The sequence below is a fragment of the Actinoalloteichus caeruleus DSM 43889 genome (assembly GCF_000429185.2).
Taxonomy (GTDB): domain Bacteria; phylum Actinomycetota; class Actinomycetes; order Mycobacteriales; family Pseudonocardiaceae; genus Actinoalloteichus_B; species Actinoalloteichus_B caeruleus.
This window is the reverse complement of the sequence record NZ_AUBJ02000001.1, coordinates 1694692-1715410: the sequence shown is the minus strand read 5'-3', so window position 1 is coordinate 1715410 and position 20719 is coordinate 1694692. Positions and strand designations below refer to the sequence as shown.

Below are 20719 nucleotides of genomic sequence, written 5' to 3'. Positions count from 1 at the left end.
CACCGGGCGACGTGCCCGTCGCCGAACGCGCCACCGCCTTCGGCGCCTGCCTGGTCATCCCCCAGGAGTACCCGTCGCTGCTGGTGCGGGCGGTCGACGTCCGGCTGCCCACCGAGGACCTGCCCGCCCTCGTCGCCGCCGAGATGTGGGCGACCGGGACGGACCGCTTCGTCGCCCACCGCGACGGCGTCCGCTCCACCCTGGACCACCGGCCGGCCGAGCCCGCCGACACCCCCACGCCGTGGCGGCCCCGCGCCGACGGCGTCACCCTGGTCACCGGCGGCCTCGGCGCGGTCGGACTCCGCCTCGCCGCCCGCCTCGGCGGCCACGTCGTCCTCACCACCCGCCGCGCGCTGCCCGCCCGCGAGGACTGGCCCGCCGTCCTCGACGCCGCCGAGGACCCCGCGCTGCGCGCCCGGCTGCGCGGCCTCACCGACCTCGCCGAGCAGGGCGCCAGCGTCGAGGTCGCCACCGTCGACATCACCGACGAGGACGCCATGCGCGCCCTGGTCACCACCCTGACCCACCGCCACGGCCGCCTCGACGCCGTGATCCACCTCGCCGGCCTCACCGACCCGGCCGCGTTCGGGGTGCTCGCCGAACTCGACCCCGCGGTGCGGGCCCGCCACTTCGCCCCGAAGGTGCGAGGCACCCGCGTGCTCGAACGGGTCCTCGCCGACGTCGACGTCGACCGCTGCGTGCTGTTCTCCTCGATCTCCACCACCCTCGGCGGCATCGGCTTCGCCGCCTACGCCGCAGCGAACTCCTTCCTCGACGCCGTCGCCGCCCGCAACACCGGCTGGAGCGCCATCAACTGGGACACCTGGGCCAGCACCGCCGACGCCCTCCGCGACCAGGACTTCGGCAGCAGCCAGGTCGAGCACTCCCTCACCGAGGACCAGGCGCTGACCGCCCTCGACCGGGTGCTCGCCGCCCCCGTCACCCGCACCCTGGTCAGCGCGGGCGACCTCGCCGGCCGGATCCGGCAGTGGGTCGACCAGGGCGACGACCCGACCACCCCCGGGGACCGGTTCCCCCGCCCCGACCTCGCCCAGCAGTTCGTCCCGCCCCGGGGAGAGGTGGAACGCCGCCTGACCAAGGTGTGGGAGGACGTGCTCGCCATCGACGGGGTCGGCTCCCACGACAACTTCGCCGACCTCGGCGGCACCTCCCTGATGGCCCTGCAACTGGTCAAACGGGTGCAACGCGTGTTCGGCATCGCGCTCTCCGCCGTGTCGCTGTTCGAGGCCCCCAGCGTGCGCACCATGGCCGCCCTGCTGGAACGGGCCGGTGGCACGGCCGAGGAGGAACCAGCCGACCCGCCCCCGGCCCCCGCCCCCGACCCGACCGGGGCCCCCGACCCGATCGCCGTCGTCGGCATGGCCGGCCGTTTCCCCGGCGCCCCCGACCTGGGCACCTTCTGGGCCAACCTCGCCGCCGGCGTGGAGTCCGTCACCGAGTTCACCGAGGACGAACTCCGCGCCTCCGGCGTCCCCGAGGCCGACATCCACTCACCGGACTACGTGCCCCGCCGGCCCGTCCTCGACGACATCCGGGGTTTCGACGCCGAGTTCTTCGGCTACAGCCCCCGCGACGCCAGCATCACCGACCCGCAGCACCGGCTGTTCCTGGAGTGCTGTTGGGAGGCCCTGGACGACGGCGGCTACGGCTCCGCCCGGGGTCGCGACCGCGTCGGGGTGTTCGGTGGGTCGAACCTCAGCGCCTACATGGCCCGCCGGCAGGACGCCGTCCGTGACGGCGGCGAAGCCGACCTGTACGCCTCGCTGATCGGCAACGACAAGGACTCCCTGGCCAGCGGGGTGTCCTACAAGCTCGGCCTCACCGGGCCCAGCATCAGCGTCCAGACCTTCTGCTCCACCGCCCTGGTCGCCCTGCACCTGGCCTGCCAGAGCCTGCGGGCCCGCGAGTGCGAACTCGCCCTCGCCGGCGGTGTCGCCATCCACGTGCCCGACCGGGTCGGGCACCGCTACCAACCGGGCGGCATGGAATCCCCCGACGGCCACGTCCGCACCTTCGACGCCGCCGCCGCCGGGACCCTCTTCGGGGACGGCGCCGGCGTGGTGCTGCTCAAACGGCTCGCCGACGCCCTCGCCGACGGGGACACCGTCCACGCCGTCATCCGGGGCTCCGCCGTGAACAACGACGGCTCCCTCAAGGTCGGCTACACCGCGCCCAGCGTCGTCGGCCAGGCCCGCGTCGTCTCCGACGCCCTGCGCGCCGCCCGGGTCCGCCCGGAACAGGTCGGCTACGTCGAGGCGCACGGCACCGCGACCGAACTCGGCGACCCGATCGAGGTGGCGGCGCTGGCCAGGGCGTTCGGCGAAGGCCCCCCTCGCCAGTCCTGCCCCATCGGGTCGGTCAAGACCAACATCGGGCACCTGGCCGCCGCAGCGGGGGCCAGCGGGCTGATCAAGACCGTGCTGGCCCTGCGGAACCGCCAGCTCCCCCCGAGCCTGCACTTCACCACCCCCAACCCGGAGATCGACTTCCCGGCCAGCCCCTTCCACGTCACCACCGCCCTCACCGACTGGACCCCACCGCCCGGCGGCCGGCGCATCGCCGGCGTCAACTCGCTGGGCATGGGCGGCACCAACGTGCACGTCGTCGTCGAGGAGGCCCCCGACCCCGAGCCTCGGCCCGGCACCGGCCACCGCCGCTACCAGCTGGTCCCGCTCTCCGGGCGCACCGCCGAGAGCGCGGACGCCGCCGTCGACCGGCTCCGCGACCACCTCGCCGCCCACCCCGGACTGGACCTGCGGGACGTAGCCCACACCCTCCAGGTCGGTCGGGAGACCTTCGAACACCGGCGGGCCCTCGTGGTCTCCGCCACCGACGACCTCGCCGCAGGAGGCACCGCGCCGGCCACCCCCCTCCTCCGCCGCGACCCGGCCCGGGACCGCCCGGTGGCGTTCCTGTTCGCCGGCGTCGGCGAGCAGTACCCCGGCATGGTCCGGGAGCTGTACCACCGCGAACCCCGGTTCCGCGCCACCGTCGACGAGTGCGCCGCCGAGCTGGCCGACCTCGTCGACGTCGACGTCGTCGCCCTGCTCACCGGGCCCCGCACCGGCCCGGACAGCCCGGAAGCCAGCGAGCTCACCCGCACCGAGGTCGCCCACCTCGCGGTGTTCGTCGCCGAGTACGCCCTCGCCAGGCTGTTCCTCGACTGGGGCGTCACCCCCGCGGTGATGCTCGGCTACTCCCTGGGGGAGTACGTCGCCGCCTGCCTGTCCGGTGTGCTCAGCACCCGCGACACCCTCCGGCTCCTCGTCCACCGCGCCGCCCTCATCGACACCCTGCCCGGCGGGGCGATGCTCACCGTCGCGTTGGCACCGGACACCCTCGACCGGCGGTTCGGCCCCCTGGCCGACCGGGGAGTGGACGTGTGCGCCGTCAACGGCGAGGAGATGACCGTCGTCGGCGGCACCGTCGAGGCGGTGGACGCCCTCACCCGCCTGCTCGACGAGGCCGGGGAACCGCACCGCCGGTTCCCCAGCGCCCACGCCTACCACTCCCGCCTGCTGCGCCCCGCCCACGAGGAGCTCACCCGCTGGGTGGCCGAGAACCTGAGCCCCCGCCCACCCCGCATCCCCTACCTGTCCAACGCCACCGGCGCCCCCGTGACCGCCGACCAGGTCACCGACCCCGAGTACTGGGCACGGCACATGGTGTCCACCGTGCGGTTCGCCGACGGGCTCGGACACCTGCTGGCCGACCCCGACCTGGTGCTGCTGGAACTCGGCCCGGGCCGGTCCCTGGGCGCGATGGCCCGCGCGCACCCGGACTGCGACCGCGACCGGGGCCCGCTGATCGTGCCCGTCCTCCCGGCCGCCGTCGACACCGACGCCGACGACCACACCCTGATGGGCGGCCTCGCCCGGCTCTGGCTGTCCGGAGTGGACCTCGACTGGTCCGCCCACCACCACGGCGAGGCCCGCCGGGTCCCACTGCCCTCCTACCCGTTCCAGCGGCGGGAGTACTGGCTGGAGGAGTCCCCCCGGGCCAGCCACCCCGGCTCCCCGGCACCGGAGGGCGCACCGCTGGACATCAGCGCCCTGCCCCTGCTGGAGGAACCGGACTGGCTGCACACCGAGGTGTGGCGGCAGACCCCACCCCGGCCCACCCCACCCCCGGCCGCCCGGTGGCTGCTGCTGGTCGACGACCCCGACGCCCCGCTCACCCGGTCCCTCGCCGAGTCCCTGCGCGCCGCCGGCGGCACCGTCCGCTTCGCCCGCCCCGACGACGACGCGACCGAACCCCGCTGGGACGGCGACACCGCCACCCTCCGCCCCGGCGACGCCGACCAGCTGCGGGCCGTGCTGCGCCACACCCGCGAACTCGACGAACTCCCCGACCGCGTCGTCCACCTGTGGTCGCTCCCCGACCACGCCGCCGACGGCGACCAGGCGCACGACCCCGCCGGCGCCGTGGACACCGCCCTCACCCGGGGCCTGCACACCCTTGTCGGCCTCGCCGTCGCCTTCCGCGACCTCGGCTCCACCTCCTGGGCGCTGGACGTCGTCACCTCCGGGGTCTGCTCCGCCACCGGCACCGAGGCGCTGCGACCGGCCTGGGCCACCCTCACCGGACCCGTGCGGGTCGTACCGCTGGAATACCCGGGCGTCACCTGCCGGCTGGTCGACCTGGACCCCGCCGAACCTGCCGCGTCGCCCCGACTGGCCAGGGCCCTCACCGCCGAACTCGCCGCCGACCCCGCCGACCCGGTGGTCGCCCTGCGCGGCGGGCGCCGCTGGCTGCCCGAGCACGACCGGATCCCCCCAGCCCAGCCCGACACCGACGCGCGGACCACCGCCGGCCAGGGCGCGCCGCGGGAACGGGGCGTCTACCTCGTCACCGGCGGGCTCGGCGGCATCGGCCTGGCGATGGCCGAACACCTGGCCACCACCTGCCAGGCCCGGCTCGTCCTCTTCGGACGCACCGGCCTCCCACCCCGCGACACCTGGGACGACATCCTCGCCGACCCCCGCACCGGCGAGGAGGTGCGCCGCCGCGTGGCCGGCGTCCGACGCCTGGAGGGCACCGGTGCCGAAGTCCTCGTCGTCACCGGCGACGTCAGCCTCCCCGAGGACACCGACCGGGCCGTCCGCGCCGCCCTCGACCGCTTCGGCGCGCTGCACGGCGTGCTGCACGCCGCCGGTGTCCCCGGCATCGGGCTCATGCAGTTCAAGACCCGGGCCGAGATGGCCAGGGTGCTCGCCCCCAAGGTCGCCGGCACCCTCGCCCTGACCCGCGCGCTGCGCGCCGTACCCGACCTGGACTTCCTCGTCCTGTTCTCCTCCATCACCGCCACCACCGGCGGCGGACCCGGCCAGGTCGACTACTGCGCCGCCAACGCCTTCCTCGACGCCCACGCCAGGGACCCCCGCCGCGCCACCGAGCCGTGGCGCACCCTCTCCGTCGGCTGGGGGGAGTGGCGGTGGAACGCCTGGGAGGCCGGCCTCGCCGGCTACGACTCCGCGCTCCAGGACTACTTCCGGGCCAACAGGGCCCGCCTCGGCATCGACTTCGACGCCGGCTGGCGCTCCCTGCTGCGCGCGCTGGCCACCGACCAACCCCACGCGGTCGTCAACACCCAGGACTTCACCACCCTGGTCCGCGCCAGCTCCCAGTTCACCGTCGACGCCGTCAACGGACCCCGCCCCACCGACCAGCCGAGCCCCCGCCACCCCCGCCCCGACCTCGTCACCCCCTACGTCGCCCCCACCGGCGACGTCGAGACCGCCGTCGCCGAGGTGTGGGCCGAGGCCCTCGGACTGGACCGCGTCGGCGCCCAGGACGGCTTCTTCGACCTCGGCGGCAACTCGCTGGTCGGCATCAAGGTGCTGGCCGACATCCGCCGACGCCTCGACGTCGACGACCTCGCCCCCCACGTCCTGTACCAGGCGCCGACCGTCGGCGCCCTGGCCCAACTGATCGCACCCGACCAGGCGCCCCCGACCCCGGCCGTGACCGAACCCGGCGGCGACCGAGGCCAACGGCGGCGCGCCGGTCTGCGCGCGGCGCAGCGGAGGAAGAACGCATGAACGAGGTGGACATGCCCGAGGACGACACCCGGATCGCGATCGTCGGCATGACCGGCCGCTTCCCCGGCGCGGGCACCGTCGAACAACTGTGGAGCAACCTCACCGGCGGCCCGACGGCGATCCGGGAGATCACCGAGGAGGAACTCGCCGCCGCCCGCGTCCCACCCGCCATGCTCGCCAACCCGCAGTACGTGCGACGCGGCGCCCCCCTGGACGACCCGGGGCTCTTCGACGCCTCCTTCTTCGGGTTCAGCGCCCGGGAGGCCGAGGCCACCGACCCCCAGCACCGGTTGTTCCTCGAATGCTGCTGGGAGGCCCTGGAATCCGCCGGCTACCAGCCCAACCGGGTCCCCGGCCGGGTCGGGGTCTTCGGCGGCGTCGGCCACAGCTTCTACGGGCTGCGGCACGTCCTGGCCAGCCCCGAGGTCATGGACACCATCACCCGAGGCCAGTACGCGATGGGCACCGCCCCCGACTCGCTGTGCATGGTCGTCTCCTACCGGCTCGGCCTCGACGGGCCCGTGTTCTCCGTCCAGTCCTCCTGCTCGACCTCCCTGGTCGCCGTGCACGTCGCCGTGCAGAGCCTGCTCACCCAGGAGTGCGACACCGCGCTGGCCGGGGCGTCCCGCATCGAGGAACCCGTCCCCGAGGGCTACCTGTTCGAGGAGGGATCGCTCACCAGCCCCGACGGGATCGTGCGCAGCCTCGACGCCGACGCCAACGGCACCGTGCTGGGCAACGGCGTCGGCGTCGTCGTCCTCAAACGACTCACCGACGCCCTCGCCGACGGCGACCACGTGCACGCCGTGATCCTCGGCAGCGCCGTGAACAACGACGGCTCCGCCCGGGCCGGCCTGGTCGCCCCCTCCGTCGAGGGCCAGTCCACCGTGATCAGCGACGCCATGTCCGTGGCCGGGGTCGACCCCGGCGAGATCGACTACGTCGAGTGCCACGCCCCCGGCACCCGGCTCGGGGACTCCGTCGAACTGGCCGCGCTGGACCGGGCCTTCCCCACCGCCCGCGACACCCCCTGCGTGCTGTCCTCCACCAAACCCGACCTCGGGCACCTCGACCGGGCCTCCGGCATGGCCGGGCTCATCAAGGCCGCCACCGCCGTGGAACGGGCCCAACTCCCCGCGACCCGAGGCTTCCGGCAGCCCAACACCGCCCTGCCCCGCGACCGGTTCCGCGTCCTCACCACCTACCAGCCCTGGACCACCCCCGGCGACACCCCCCGCCGCGCCGGGGTCAGCTCCTTCGGTGCGGGCGGGACCAACGCGCACGTCGTCCTGGAACAGGCACCGCCCCGACCCGCCGCCGACCCCCTCCCCGGGCCGCACGTGCTCGTCCTGTCCGCCCGCACCGCCACGGCCCTGACCGCCGCCCGGCTGGCCCTGCGGGACCGCCTGGCCGACGGCACCCTCACCGACACCGACCTGGGCGACGTCGCCTACACCCTCCAGCTCAGCCGCGCCGGCTTCGGCCACCGCCTGGTGTGCGTCGCGGACGACCTCGCCGACGCGGTGGCCGCCCTCGACGACCCCACCCGCCACCGCACCGCCCACCCCTCGTCGCGCGGCGCCCCAGCGACGCGGCCAGGCACCCTCACCACCGCCGCCGACCAGTGGCTCGACGGGGCCGACGTCGACTGGGCCGCCCTGCACCGGCGCACCGTCCGCCGCGTCCCCCTGCCCACCTACCCGTTCGAACGGCGGGAGTACTTCATCCCCCGCCCCGCGTTGGGAGCGGCCGCCGCCCGCGAGGACGCCGGACTGCCCGGCCATCGACTGCCCGACCGCGCCGACTGGATCAACCACCCCTCGTGGCGCCGCGTCCCCCTGCCCTCGGTCCGCGACCCCGGGCACGCCCGCGCCCTCGGCCCGTGGCTCGTCGTCGCCGACGACGAGGTCGGCGCGGCAGCAGCCGCCCTGCTGCGCGCCGACGGAGCCGAGGTCGCCCTCGTCGACCCCGCCACCGTGGCCACCCCGACGGACGCCGCCGCGTTCCTGCGCGAACACGGCCGCCCCCGCGCCGTCCTGCACACCGCCAGCCTCGCCGCGCCCCGCCCCGAGGACCCCGCCGCCCGGTTCGCCGCCGCCCAGGACCGCGGGTTCCACTCGGTCCGCGCCCTGGCCAAGGCCCTCTCCGAACACCCCACCCCCGGCGACGTGGACCTGCTGGTGTGCACCGGCGGCGCCGTCAACGCCACCACCCACGACCTCACCGCCCCCGAACAGGCCACCCTGCTCGGCCTGCTGCGCGTCATCGCCCAGGAGGTCGGCGACCTCGACTGCCGGCTCATCGACGTCGACGTCACCGGCTGCGCGGCCGCGCTCGGCGGGACGCGGGAACTCGCCGCCGCCGTCCTCACCGAACTCGGGGTGGACCTCGTCGAACCGGTCGCCCTCCGAGGCACCGACCGCTGGGTCCGCCACTTCGACCGGCTCCCGCTGCCCGCCCCACCCGCCCGGGGACGCCGCATCCCCGAGGGCGGCACCGTCCTCATCACCGGCGGCCTCGGCGCCGTCGGCCAGATCCTCGCCGAACACCTGGTGACCACCCGCCACACCCGCCTCGTCCTCACCGCCACCACCCCGCTGCCACCCGAGGACCAGTGGGACGAGCACCTCGCCCACCACGACCCGGCCAGCGACCGCACCGCCCAGCACATCACCACCCTGCGTCGCCTCACCGGCCTCGGCGCCGACGTGCTCGCCCTCGCCGCCGACGCCGGCGACCCGGTGGCGATGGCCGCCGCGCTCGACGTCGCCCGCCAGCGCTTCGGCCCCCTCGACGCCGTCATCCACGCCGCCGGCACCATGCGCTCCGACCGGTACGGGCCCGTCGTCGACCTCGACCGCGCCGCCTGCGAGGAACACTTCCACTCCAAGGTCACCGGGCAACGGGTCCTGCACGACCTGCTCCACGAAGGGGAGGCACCCGTCCGGCTCGCCGTCTCCTCGATGTCCACCCTCCTCGGCGGGCTCGGCCACGGCCCCTACGCCGCCGCCAACGCCGCCCTCGACGCCCAGTCCGTCGCGCTCACCGACACCACCCCGGCACGCTGGCAGACCGTCGACTGGGACACCTGGCTCACCGACGGCGTCGACCCGCGCACCCTGGCACCGGCCATCCGCGACTACACCCACGACCGGGCCGAGGGCACCGACCTGTTCGAACGGGCGCTGTCCCTGTTCGACCGGGCCCCGCACCTGGTCGTCTCCTGCGGCCCCCTCGACGAACGCATCACCAACCTCACTGACTCCCGGGGCGCCGACAAGGCCCCCACCCTCCGCCACCCCCGCCCCGAACTCGACATCCCCTACGAGGAACCCACCCCCGGCGACGAAACCCACCTCGCCGCCATCTGGTGCGAGGTCCTCGGCCTCGACCGCGTCGGCGCCAACGACGACTTCTTCGACCTCGGCGGCCACTCCCTCGCCGGTGTCCGGGTCATGACCCGCGTCCGCGCGCGCTTCGGCGGCACCAAGGCCGACGTGCTGATCGCCAACCCGACCGTGCGGCGCCTGGCCACCGCCCTCGCCGCCACCGCAACCGCAACCGCAGGAACAGGAGACCAACCGTGACCCACGTCGGTGTGGTCGGCGCCGGAGTCATGGGGGCCGGCGTCGCGCAGAACCTCGCACGCCACGGGCACCCCGTCGTGCTCGTCGACTCCGATCCCCACGCCCTCACCAGGGCCAGGGAGACCATCGACCGCGACTGCCGGATGTCCCGCTTCCTCGGCGGCCCCGACCTCGACGCCGAGGAGGTCCTCGGGCGCATCACCACCAGCGAGGACCTCGCCGCGCTCGCCGACACCGAGGTCGTCATCGAGAACATCACCGAGAGCTGGGACCTCAAGAAGGACCTCTACCCCCGGCTGGACGCGGCCGTCCGCGCCGACGCCGTGTTCGTCGCCAACACCTCCGCCATCCCCATCACCCGACTCGCCTCGCTCACCCGCCGGCCCCGGCGGTTCGTCGGCGTGCACTTCATGAACCCGGTGCCGATGAAACCCGCCGTCGAGATCATCCCCGGCGAACACACCTCCGCCGAGGCACTGGCCACGGTGCGGGCCCTGCTCGACTCCATCGGCAAGAAGGCCATCCCCGTCAACGACGCCTGCGGATTCGTCTCCAACCGCGTCCTCATGCTCACCGTCAACGAGGCCGCGTTCCTCGTCCACGAGGGAGTCGCCGACGCCGCCACCGTCGACGAGGTGTTCCGCAGCTGCTTCGGCCACCCGATGGGACCACTGGAGACCGCCGACCTCATCGGGGTCGACACCATCCTGCACAGCGTCGAGGTCCTCCACGACCACTTCGCCGACAGCAAGTACCGGCCCTGCCCGCTGCTCAAACGCATGACCGACGCCGGGCACCACGGCCGCAAGACCGGCCGGGGCTTCTACACCTACGACGGCGCCGCCGCGCCGGCCAACCCCTGACCCGCCACCCCAGGAGGACCCAGACCCATGGCCCAGGACGTCCGCGCCGAGGTCCGCCAGTTCATCACCGGCCGTTTCCCCCAGATCACCCTCGACGACGACCAGGACATCTTCGCCCTGGGGTTCGTCAACTCCCTGTTCGCGATGGAACTCGTCATGTTCGTCGAGCAGCGACTCGGCGTCCGGGTGCCCAACGACGAACTCCGCCGGGAGAACTTCAGCTCGGTCACCGCCATCGCCGCCCTGGTCGACAGGGTCGGCACCGGCACCGAGGCCCCGGCGGGCTGAGCCGTGACCGCCGCCGACACCCGAGAACCCGCGCCACCGACCGCACCCGACCCGACCCTGGTCCGCGACTTCGTCGACACCGAGATCCGCCCCAGGGTGGAACGGTACGACGAGGACGAACGGGTACCCGACGACCTGCTGCGCCGCGTCACCGAACTCGGCCTGTGGGCCCCGTTCCTCCCCGAGGAGCACGGCGGCACCGGCACCAGCACGGCCACCCTCGCCCGGATCCACGAGGAGATCGGCCGGGGCTGCTCCTCCCTGCGCAGCCTGCTCACCGTGCACGGCATGGTCAGCTGGTCGGTGTGGCGCTGGGGCGACCAGGGCCAGCGGGACCGCCTGCTGCCCGGACTCGCCGCCGGCCGGCCGCTCGCCGCCTTCTGCCTCACCGAACCGGAGGGAGGCAGCGACACCTCCGTCGCCGCCACCCGCGCCGAACCCGACGGCGACGGCTGGGTCCTCACCGGGCACAAGAAGTGGATCACCGGCGGGCAACTGGCCGGCCTCCTCCTCGTCTTCGCCGGCACCGGGGAGGCGATGACCGCGTTCCTCGTCCCCGCCGACGCCCCGGCGTCACCGTCACGCCCCTCTCGGGCGTCCTCGGCACCCGCGCCAGCATGCTCGCCGAGATCCGCTTCGACGACGTCCGGCTCGGCCCCGACGCCGTGCTCGGCCCACCCGGCTGGGCCGCCGCCACCGTGATGACCTCCGCCCTGGACCTCGGCCGGCTCAGCGTCGCCAGCGGCAGCGTCGGCATCATCTCGGCCGCCCTCGAAGCCTGCGCCGACCTCACCGCCACCCGCCCCTCCGGGGACGGCGTCCTGGCCGACCGCCAGCTCGTCCGCCGCATGCTCAGCGACATGATCACCAACCGGCGGGCCGCCCGCCTGCTGTGCGCCGAGGCCGGGCGGCTCAGGGACACCGACGACCCCGGCGTCATCACCGCCACCTGGGTCGCCAAGTACTTCGCCGCCACCGCCGCCGCCCGCGCCGCCAGCGACGCCGTCCAGATCCACGGAGCCCTCGGCTGCGGACCGCGCTCCCCGGTCGCCCGGCTCTACCGCGACGCCAAGGTCATGGAGATCATCGAGGGCTCCACCGAACTCCAACAGACCGCCATCGCCGACCACGCCCACCGGGAGGTAGCGCCGTGACCAGCACCCCGACCGCCGGCGAGGCCACGACCACCGCACCGACCTCCCGCCCCGGGCGGATCAAGTGCGTCGTGTGGGACCTGGACGACACCGTCTGGGAGGGCGTCCTGCTCGAGGACGAGCAGGTCACCGTCCGCCCCGAGGTCGTCGCCGAACTCCGCCGCCTCGACCAGCTCGGCGTCCTGCACTCCATCGCCAGCCGCAACGACCCCGACCTGGCCATGGACCGACTACGAGCCGAAGGGCTGGACCACTACTTCCTCCACCCGAAGATCACCTGGAACCCCAAGTCCTCCTCCATCGAACGCATCGCCGCTGACCTCAACATCGGCCTGGACGCCATCGCCTTCGTCGACGACCAACCCTTCGAACGCGAGGAGGTCCGATTCGCGCTGCCCGAGGTGACCACCGTGGACGCCGCCGACATCACCGAGGTGCTGCGCCGCGACGAGTTCCACCCCCGTTTCGTCACCGACGAGTCCCGGCACCGCCGCGCCATGTACCAGAGCGCCGCCGTCCGCGACCAGGCCGAACAGGACCACCAGGGCACCAGCGAGGAGTTCCTGGCCACCCTCGACCTCCGCTTCACCATCTCCCGCGCCGAGGAGGCCGACCTCCAACGCGCCGAGGAACTCACCGTCCGCACCAACCAGCTGAACTCCACCGGCCGCACCTACTCCTACGAGGAACTCGACCGGCTCCGCCGCTCCGAGGACCACCTGCTGCTCGTCGCCGCGCTGACCGACCGCTACGGCGACTACGGCAAGATCGGCCTGGCCCTCGTCGAACGCGGCGACGAGGTCTGGCACCTCCGCATGATGCTGATGTCCTGCCGCGTGATGGCACGTGGCGTGGGAACCGTGCTGCTCAACCACGTCATGCGACTGGCGGGGGAGGACGGCGCCAGGCTGCGGGCGGATTTCGTGGAGACGGGCCGCAACCGCATGATGTACGTGACCTACGCCTTCGCCGGGTTCCGCGAACTCACCCGCGACGGCGACTCCGTGGTGTTCGAGTCCGACCTCGAGGTGGTGCAACCCATGCCCGGGTACCTGACGGTGGAGACACGATGACTGGTTCCCGCTGGTTGCCGTTCGGGGTTCCGGACCGCGCCGCGCCCCGGCTGTTCTGCTTCCCGCACGCCGGCGCCGGCGCCGCCGCCTTCGCCGAGTGGCGTCGACTGGCGCCCCCCGAGGTCCAGGTGTGCCCGCTCCAGCCTCCCGGCCGGGCCGAACGCATGGCCGAGACCGCGCACCACGACCTCGACGCGCTGCTGGACGACCTGCTCGACGACATCGGCGACGAGTTCACCGGCCGCTACGCGCTCTACGGGCACAGCATGGGCGCGCTGGTCGTGTTCGAACTGACCCGACGGCTCCGCGCCAGGGGAGCGACCCCACCGGCGCACCTGGTGGTGTCCGGTCGCACCGCCCCGCAGCGCCGCAACCCCCGGCGGGTCCTGCACACCTTGAGCACGGCGGAGTTGGTCCCCGAACTGCGGCGCATCGGCGGCACACCCGAGGAGGTCCTCACCGAACCCGCCCTGCTGGAACTGTTCCTCCCCACGCTGCGCGCGGACTTCGCCGTCAACGAGAACTACCGGTACGCCGAGCAGGCACCGTTGGACGTGCCGTTGACGGTGTTCGGTGGCGACGACGACCCCCGGGCCACCGAGGAGGAGCTGGGGGAGTGGACCGCGCAGGCCGGGGCCGGATGCACGGTCCGGGTCCTGCCCGGTGACCACTTCTTCCTGGTCCCGCACGCCAAGGAACTGGTGACCACCGCGACCGGGACGCTCCTGGGCTGACCCGGGTCGTGCCCGGACCGGGGCGCGGCCCGCCCCGGTCCGCGTGCCCCAGCCGGACGCGGGCTCCCGACCCCGTCACCCGCGTCAGGGTGCCGGTGCTCGGGTTCCTCCGTCTGGCTGGAACGGCTGCGCCCATCGGCGTGCCCGCCCCGGTCGGCCAGGACCCTCGCTCCCAGCGGCTCCGAAACATCGCCAGCCGCCCGCCGGGGGACCGGAGCGCGAACCGGACTGGCCGTGGTCACGGCCAGTCCGGGGCAGATCCGGTGCTTCTGGTCCCGCCGGAGACCGTGGGTGTCACCAGCGGGTTCGCGAGGAGGAAGGTGTCCGGCACCACGGGCGGGCCGATGAGCAGGAGCCGACCACCCGGATGCTCGCCGCGCGGCCGGCTACACCTTCCTGATCGTCTTCAGCGGCATACCGGTCCCCGTCACCGCCACCAGCGCTCCCGCCCTCCCGGCGGCCACCCTCGCCCCGGTGCCCCCAGGCCGTCGGGATCGGCGCGAGCGGGCGGTCGTCGATCTCGCGGCGTGGGAGAAGCCGAGTGCGGGTGGGATGTCGTGTGCTGGTGGCGCCCAAGGTCGGCGCGGGGGCACCCGACCGAGCCGGGACACCGCACATGGTCCACAACGGACACGCCCTCGTCCTGGTCTCACCGGGCTATCGACATACTTTGACTTCCTACTATATGGTGTCCACGGAGCTCGTGAGGTGGGAGGAACCGGGGCGACCCGGAACGTCCCCACCCCCGTGACCGGCAACGACGCCACGTCGCGGACCACCGGCCCCGCCCGAGGGCGGAAGCCGGCGACGCTGGCAGGCGCCGGACCACCGGCCACCGGACCGCCGCCGCTCGTCCACGAGGAGGGAGAGCACCGCATGAGGAGCCCTCGTCGACCAGCCCGCCGCAGCACCCCACCGCCGGCCCGCCGGTAGCCCGGCCCCGCAACCCCACCCAGTCCCGGTGGCGGGAGCCAGGCCCCACGCCCCGTCACCCCTTCCCGATCCAGCGCCAGGAAGAAGAGGTGACCCGCGTGACCGCAGAACTGCGCCACTTCCGGTCCGGAGAAACCGTCCCAGGCACCTCCGGTCGCTTCGCCGACGTCCACGACCCCAGCACCGGCGCCGTCCGGGCCCGGGTCCCCCTGGCCAGCGCCGACGAGGTCCACGCCACCGTCGCCGACGCGGCAGCCGCGCAACGGGAATGGGCCCGCTGGAACCCGCAGCGCCGCGCCCGCGTCCTGATGCGCTTCCTCGAACTCGTCCGCGCCGAACAGGACGACCTCGCCCGCCTGCTCTCCACCGAACACGGCAAGACCCTCGCCGACTCCCACGGCGACATCCAACGAGGCCTCGAGGTCGTCGAGTTCGCCGTCGGCATCCCCCACCTGCTCAAGGGCGAGTACACCGAGAGCGCCGGGACCGGCATCGACGTCTACTCCATGCGCCAACCACTCGGCGTCGTCGCCGGCATCACCCCGTTCAACTTCCCGGCCATGATCCCGCTGTGGAAGGCCGCCCCCGCCATCGCCTGCGGCAACGCCTTCGTGCTCAAGCCCTCCGAACGCGACCCGTCCGTGCCCCTGCGCCTGGCCGAACTCCTCATCGAGGCCGGGCTCCCGCCGGGCGTGTTCAACGTCGTCAACGGAGACAAGGAAGCGGTCGACGCCCTGCTCACCCACCCCACCATCCAGGCCGTCGGCTTCGTCGGATCCTCCGCCATCGCCGAGTACGTCTACGCCACCGCCGCCGCCCACGGAAAACGCGCCCAGTGCTTCGGCGGCGCCAAGAACCACCTCGTGGTCATGCCCGACGCCGACCTCGACCAGGCCGTCGACGCGCTCGTCGGCGCCGGCTACGGCTCGGCGGGGGAACGCTGCATGGCGGTCTCCGTCGCCGTCCCCGTCGGCCAGGCCACCGCCGACGCCCTCGTCGAACGCCTCGCCGACCGGGTCCGCGCCCTCCGCGTCGGCCCCGCACTCGACGACACCGCCGACTTCGGACCCCTCATCACCGCCGAGGCCGTCACCCGGGTCCGCGACTACGTCGACCTCGGGGTCAGCGAAGGCGCCACCCTCGTCGTCGACGGCCGGGACGTCACCGTCCCCGACCACGAGAACGGCTTCTACCTCGGCGGCTGCCTCTTCGACCACGTGCGCCCCGAGATGCGCATCCACCAGGAGGAGATCTTCGGACCCGTCCTCTCCGTCGTCCGCGCCACCGACTACGAGGACGCCCTCCGGCTCCCCAGCGAACACCAGTACGGCAACGGCGTCGCCATCTTCACCCGCGACGGCGACACCGCCCGCGACTTCACCTCCCGCGTCAACACCGGCATGGTCGGCGTCAACGTCCCCATCCCGGTGCCCATCGCCTACCACACCTTCGGCGGCTGGAAGCGCTCCGGATTCGGCGACCTCAACCAACACGGCCCCGACTCCATCCGCTTCTACACCCGCACCAAGACCGTCACCTCCCGCTGGCCCTCCGGAGCCAAGGAAGGCGCCTCCTTCGTCATCCCCACCATGCACTGAGGACCGACGATGCCACTCACCGACGAACAACGCGCGCTCCGCGAGACGGTCGCCGACTTCGCCACCGAACACCTCGAACCCCACGCCGTCCACTGGGACCAGACCAAGCACTTCCCCGTCGACGTGCTCCGCACCGCGGCCCAACTCGGCCTCGGCGGGGTCTGCGTCCGGGAGGACGTCGGCGGCTCCGACCTCACCCGCACCGACGCCGTCCTCATCTTCGAGGCACTGGCCACCGGCTGCCCCTCCATCGCCGGCTACGTCTCCATCCACAACATGGTCGCCCGCATGATCGACCAGTACGGGACCGACCAGCAGCGGCACCGCCACCTGCCTGCCCTCTGCCGCATGGACACCCTCGGCAGCTACTGCCTCACCGAACCAGACGCCGGCTCCGACGCCGCCGCGCTCACCACCCGCGCCCGCCGCGACGGCGAGCACTGGGTGCTCGACGGCGTCAAGCAGTTCATCTCCGGCGCCGGCACCTCCGGGGTCTACGTCGTCCTCGCCAGAACCGGCGGCCCCGGCGCCGCCGGGATCTCCGCGTTCCTCCTCGAACCCGACACCCCCGGCCTGTCCTTCGGACCCAACGAGGTCAAGATGGGGTGGAACGCCCAACCCACCCGGCAGGTCATCCTCGACGGCGCCCGAGTGCCCGCCGACGCCCTGCTCGGCGGCGAGGGCGGCGGGTTCCGCATCGCCATGTCCGCCCTCGACGGCGGCCGGCTCAACATCGCCGCCTGCTCCCTCGGCGGGGCAGAAGCCGCCCTCACCAAAGCGGTCCGCCACCTCACCGAACGCTCCGCGTTCGGTGGCCGCCTCGCCGACGCCCAGGCACTCCAGTTCCGCCTGGCCGACATGCGCACCGAACTCGAAGCCGCCCGCACCCTGCTGTGGCGGGCCGCCGACGCCCTCGACCACGGCGAACCCGACGCCACCCCGCTTTGCGCGATGGCCAAGCGCTTCTGCACCGACGCCGGGTTCGACATCGCCAACCAGGCCCTCCAACTCCACGGCGGCTACGGCTACCTCACCGAGTACGGCATGGAGAAACTCGTGCGGGACCTGCGGGTCCACCAGATCCTGGAGGGCACCAACGAGATCATGCGGGTCATCGTCTCCCGCTGGATGCTGCGGGAGGCCGCCTGATGACCGACGTGCTCCGCACCGTGCGAGGCCACCTCGGCCGACTCACCCTCAACCGGCCGAAGGCCCTCAACGCGCTCACCCACGACATGGTCCGCGCCCTCCACGCCGCGCTCGACGACTGGGAGCACGACGACACCGTGCGCACCGTGCTCGTCGACGGAGCCGGGGACCGGGGGCTGTGCGCCGGCGGCGACATCCGCTCCATCCACGACGACGCCCGCGCCGGCGGCACCGCCTCCCTCGACTTCTGGGCCGACGAGTACCGGCTCAACGCCCGCATCGCCCGCTACCCCAAGCCCTACGTCGCGCTGATGGACGGCGTCGTCATGGGCGGCGGCGTCGGCATCTCCGCCCACGGCCGCCACCGCGTCGTCACCGAACGCTCCCGCATCGCCATGCCCGAGGTCGGCATCGGCTTCATCCCCGACGTCGGCGGCACCTACCTGCTCTCCCGCGCCCCCGGACAACTCGGCACCCACCTCGCCCTCACCGGGGCACCCGTCAGCGCGGCCGACGCCCTCCACTGCGGACTCGCCGACCACCACGTCCCCAGCGACCGCCTCGCCGACCTCACCGAAGCCCTCACCCAGGCACCCGCCGCCGAGGCCATCCAGGCGCACGCCACCCCGGCACCGGCCAGCGCACTCGCCGCCGACGCCGGCTGGATCGACCACTGCTACGCCGCCGGCACCGTCACAGACATCCTCCGGCGGCTCCGCGACCACGGCGGCCCCGCCGCCGAGGCCGCCGCCACCCTCGACACCAAGTCACCCACGGCCCTCGCCGTCACCCTGCGGGCACTCCGGTCGGCCGCCACCCTGCCCGACCTGGAGGCAGTCCTCCGCCAGGAGTACCGGACCTCCCGGGCCGCCCTGCGCTCCGCCGACCTCGTCGAGGGCGTGCGCGCCCAGATCATCGACAAGGACCGCTCCCCGCGCTGGTCACCGGCCACCCTCGCCGAGGTCGACGAGGCCACCGTGGCCGCCTACTTCACCGCAGACGACTCCGACGAAGCCAGGCTGGAAGGAGTGTGGTCCCGATGAGCGTCGCGTTCCTCGGACTCGGAAACATGGGCGGCCCGATGGCCGTCAACCTCGCCAGGGCCGGACAGCGGGTCGTCGGCTACGACCCCGTGCCCATGGCACGGGACCGCGTCTTCGCCGCCGGCGTGACCACCGTGGAGGAACCCGGGGCCGCCGTCGCCGACGCCGACGTCGTCATCACCATGCTGCCGGGCGGCGGCCACGTCCTGGACTGCTACCAGGAGGTGCTGCCCCTCGCCGCCCCCGGAGCGCTGTTCCTCGACTGCTCCACCATCGACGTCGCCGACGCCCGTGCCGCCGCCGAACTCGCCCTCGTCGCCGGCCACCCCGCCGTCGACGCCCCCGTCTCCGGGGGAGTCGTCGGGGCGGAGGCCGCCACCCTCACCTTCATGGTCGGCGGGGAGGACACCGCGTTCACCGCCGCCGAGCCCTACCTCCGGCTGATGGGGGCCAGGGCCATCCACTGCGGAACATCCGGCGCCGGCCAGGCCGCGAAGGTCTGCAACAACCTCATCCTCGGCGCCTCCATGATCGCAGTCAGCGAGGCCTTCGCCCTCGGAGAGAAACTGGGCCTGACCAACCAGGCCCTCTTCGACGTCGCCTCCACCGCCTCCGGCCAGTGCTGGGCGCTCACCACCAACTGCCCCGTCCCCGGACCGGTGCCCAAGAGCCCGGCCAACCGCGACTACGCGGGCGGCTTCGCCAGCGGCCTGATGCTCAAGGACCTCGGCCTCGCCATGGCCGCCGCCGAACAGACCGGCACCACCACCGCCCTCGGACGGCGGGCCGCCGAACTCTACGCGGCCTTCGTGGCCCAGGACGGGCCGGCGCGGGACTTCTCCGCCATCATCACCGCCATCCGCGACGGATCCCTCGACCCAGGCACGCCCGCCACCGCCGAGCCCGTCGTCGACGACACCCGCAACCAGGACGGAACCCCGTGAACGACCTCCACACCATCACCCTGGAACGGCCAGCCGACCGCGTCGCCCTCATCACCCTGAACCGCCCGAAGGCCAAGAACGCGCTCAACCTCCAGACCATGCGGGAGATCACCGACCTCACCGCCAGGCTGGACGCCGACCCCGACGTCGGCGCGATCATCATCACCGGTTCGGACACCGTCTTCGCCGCCGGCGCCGACATCAAGGAGATGCGCGACCTCACCTTCAGCGAGGTCCACGCCCAGGACTGGCTCGCAGGCTGGACCGCCCTCGCCGACGTCCGCACCCCCCTGATCGCCGCCGTCGCCGGCTACGCCCTCGGCGGCGGCTGCGAACTCGCCATGATGTGCGACCTGCTCATCGCCGCCGACAACGCCAAGTTCGGCCAACCCGAGATCACCCTCGGCGTCATCCCCGGCATGGGCGGCTCCCAACGCCTGACCCGGGCCGTGGGGAAGGCCAAGGCGATGGACCTGTGCCTCACCGGCCGCATGATGGACGCCGAGGAGGCCGACCGCTCCGGACTGGTGTCCCGGGTGGTCCCCACCGCGACCCTGCGGGAAGAGGCGCTCACCGCCGCCACCCGCATCGCCGGCTTCTCCGCCCCGGCGGTCGCGATGGCCAAGGAGGTCGTCAACCAGGCCTTCGAGACCGGCCTCGCCGAGGGCCTGCTCTTCGAACGCCGCGTCTTCCACTCCACCTTCGCCACCGAGGACCAGAAGGAGGGCATGGCCGCCTTCAGCGAGAAGCGCGCCCCCCAGTTCCGCCACCGCTGAGGGAGGGAAGGCCGCCGCCGAGCTGGCCGCCCTCATCGGGTTGAGGCAGGGCGGGGCAGATACGGAAGTCTTGCGCCCTGGTCCCGGTACCCGGCCCAGTTCGCAAAAAGTCCGGAAGGGGGCAGGGATCGGGCTCAGTGCTGCTGATGTGTGAGGCGCCGAGTTGACCCCGCACGCTCGCATGTGCCATGATCACACCGTCCTGACCACAGGGTCGGGCTGACCCAGGGGCCGGACTTCGGGCTCAGTGGGCATGTGAGTGGTCCCCGTACACACGGGGTTGGCGAAAGGTGGCAGTCGCCGCAGTGGACGGCGGCTCTCGTTGCCGCGAGAGCCGCCTTTCGCCCCTGGTGTTCCGTTATCCATATGGAGGCAGTGCAATGATACCTGATCCATCCCCCAGTCAGGTGCGTACTCTGTCCATTTTGGCGCTGTCGCTTCCAGTCGCGGGTTGTCTGGCGGTCGCGGCTGGAGGGGTTGCCTGGGGCCTCAGCGCGGGGTTGGAGCCTGAGCGT

Annotated in this window: 13 protein-coding genes; all 13 read left to right on the top strand. The window is 73.5% G+C overall.

The window, feature by feature from the left end:
* Nucleotides 1-143: 143 nt before the first annotated feature.
* Nucleotides 144-6062: an SDR family NAD(P)-dependent oxidoreductase gene (locus G443_RS25970; protein ID WP_443612872.1), complete on the top strand. Its 5919-nt coding sequence runs from the start codon at nucleotides 144-146 to the stop codon at nucleotides 6060-6062.
* A complete protein-coding gene (locus tag G443_RS05915) occupies nucleotides 6059-9649 on the top strand; it encodes an SDR family oxidoreductase (protein ID WP_211237594.1) in 3591 nt (1196 codons plus the stop codon). Before G443_RS25970 ends, G443_RS05915 begins: the two co-directional genes overlap by 4 nt.
* Nucleotides 9646-10512 carry a 3-hydroxyacyl-CoA dehydrogenase family protein gene (locus tag G443_RS05905; RefSeq protein ID WP_026420148.1) on the top strand — a complete coding sequence of 289 codons (867 nt, stop codon included), beginning with the start codon at nucleotides 9646-9648 and terminating at the stop codon, nucleotides 10510-10512. The genes G443_RS05915 and G443_RS05905 overlap by 4 nt, the downstream gene beginning before the upstream one ends.
* A gap of 27 nt (nucleotides 10513-10539) precedes the next feature.
* Nucleotides 10540-10800 (top strand): acyl carrier protein, encoded by a 261-nt coding sequence (locus G443_RS05900; RefSeq protein ID WP_026420149.1) that lies wholly within the window; start codon nucleotides 10540-10542, stop codon nucleotides 10798-10800.
* 3 nt (nucleotides 10801-10803) lie between these two features.
* Entirely contained in the window at nucleotides 10804-11502 is a 699-nt protein-coding gene (locus G443_RS05895; RefSeq protein WP_253860148.1) for an acyl-CoA dehydrogenase family protein, read from the top strand.
* A complete protein-coding gene (locus G443_RS05890) occupies nucleotides 11418-11954 on the top strand; it encodes an acyl-CoA dehydrogenase family protein (protein ID WP_253860147.1) in 537 nt (178 codons plus the stop codon). The genes G443_RS05895 and G443_RS05890 overlap by 85 nt, the downstream gene beginning before the upstream one ends.
* Nucleotides 11951-13027 (top strand): HAD-IIIC family phosphatase, encoded by a 1077-nt coding sequence (locus G443_RS05885; protein WP_026420151.1) that lies wholly within the window; start codon nucleotides 11951-11953, stop codon nucleotides 13025-13027. Before G443_RS05890 ends, G443_RS05885 begins: the two co-directional genes overlap by 4 nt.
* Entirely contained in the window at nucleotides 13024-13761 is a 738-nt protein-coding gene (locus tag G443_RS05880) for a thioesterase II family protein (protein ID WP_026420152.1), read from the top strand. The genes G443_RS05885 and G443_RS05880 overlap by 4 nt, the downstream gene beginning before the upstream one ends.
* A 1031-nt stretch (nucleotides 13762-14792) precedes the next feature.
* A complete protein-coding gene (locus G443_RS05875) occupies nucleotides 14793-16292 on the top strand; it encodes a CoA-acylating methylmalonate-semialdehyde dehydrogenase (protein ID WP_026420153.1) in 1500 nt (499 codons plus the stop codon).
* A gap of 9 nt (nucleotides 16293-16301) precedes the next feature.
* Nucleotides 16302-17441, top strand: coding sequence for an acyl-CoA dehydrogenase family protein (locus G443_RS05870; protein ID WP_026420154.1), 1140 nt, complete (start codon nucleotides 16302-16304; stop codon nucleotides 17439-17441).
* Complete coding sequence (locus G443_RS05865; RefSeq protein ID WP_026420155.1) at nucleotides 17441-18484, top strand: enoyl-CoA hydratase/isomerase family protein; 1044 nt, start codon at nucleotides 17441-17443, stop codon at nucleotides 18482-18484. Before G443_RS05870 ends, G443_RS05865 begins: the two co-directional genes overlap by 1 nt.
* Nucleotides 18481-19428 (top strand): 3-hydroxyisobutyrate dehydrogenase, encoded by a 948-nt coding sequence (mmsB, locus tag G443_RS05860; RefSeq protein ID WP_030107139.1) that lies wholly within the window; start codon nucleotides 18481-18483, stop codon nucleotides 19426-19428. The genes G443_RS05865 and mmsB overlap by 4 nt, the downstream gene beginning before the upstream one ends.
* Nucleotides 19425-20204: an enoyl-CoA hydratase gene (locus G443_RS05855; protein ID WP_026420156.1), complete on the top strand. Its 780-nt coding sequence runs from the start codon at nucleotides 19425-19427 to the stop codon at nucleotides 20202-20204. Before mmsB ends, G443_RS05855 begins: the two co-directional genes overlap by 4 nt.
* The last annotated feature ends 515 nt before the right edge of the window (nucleotides 20205-20719 follow it).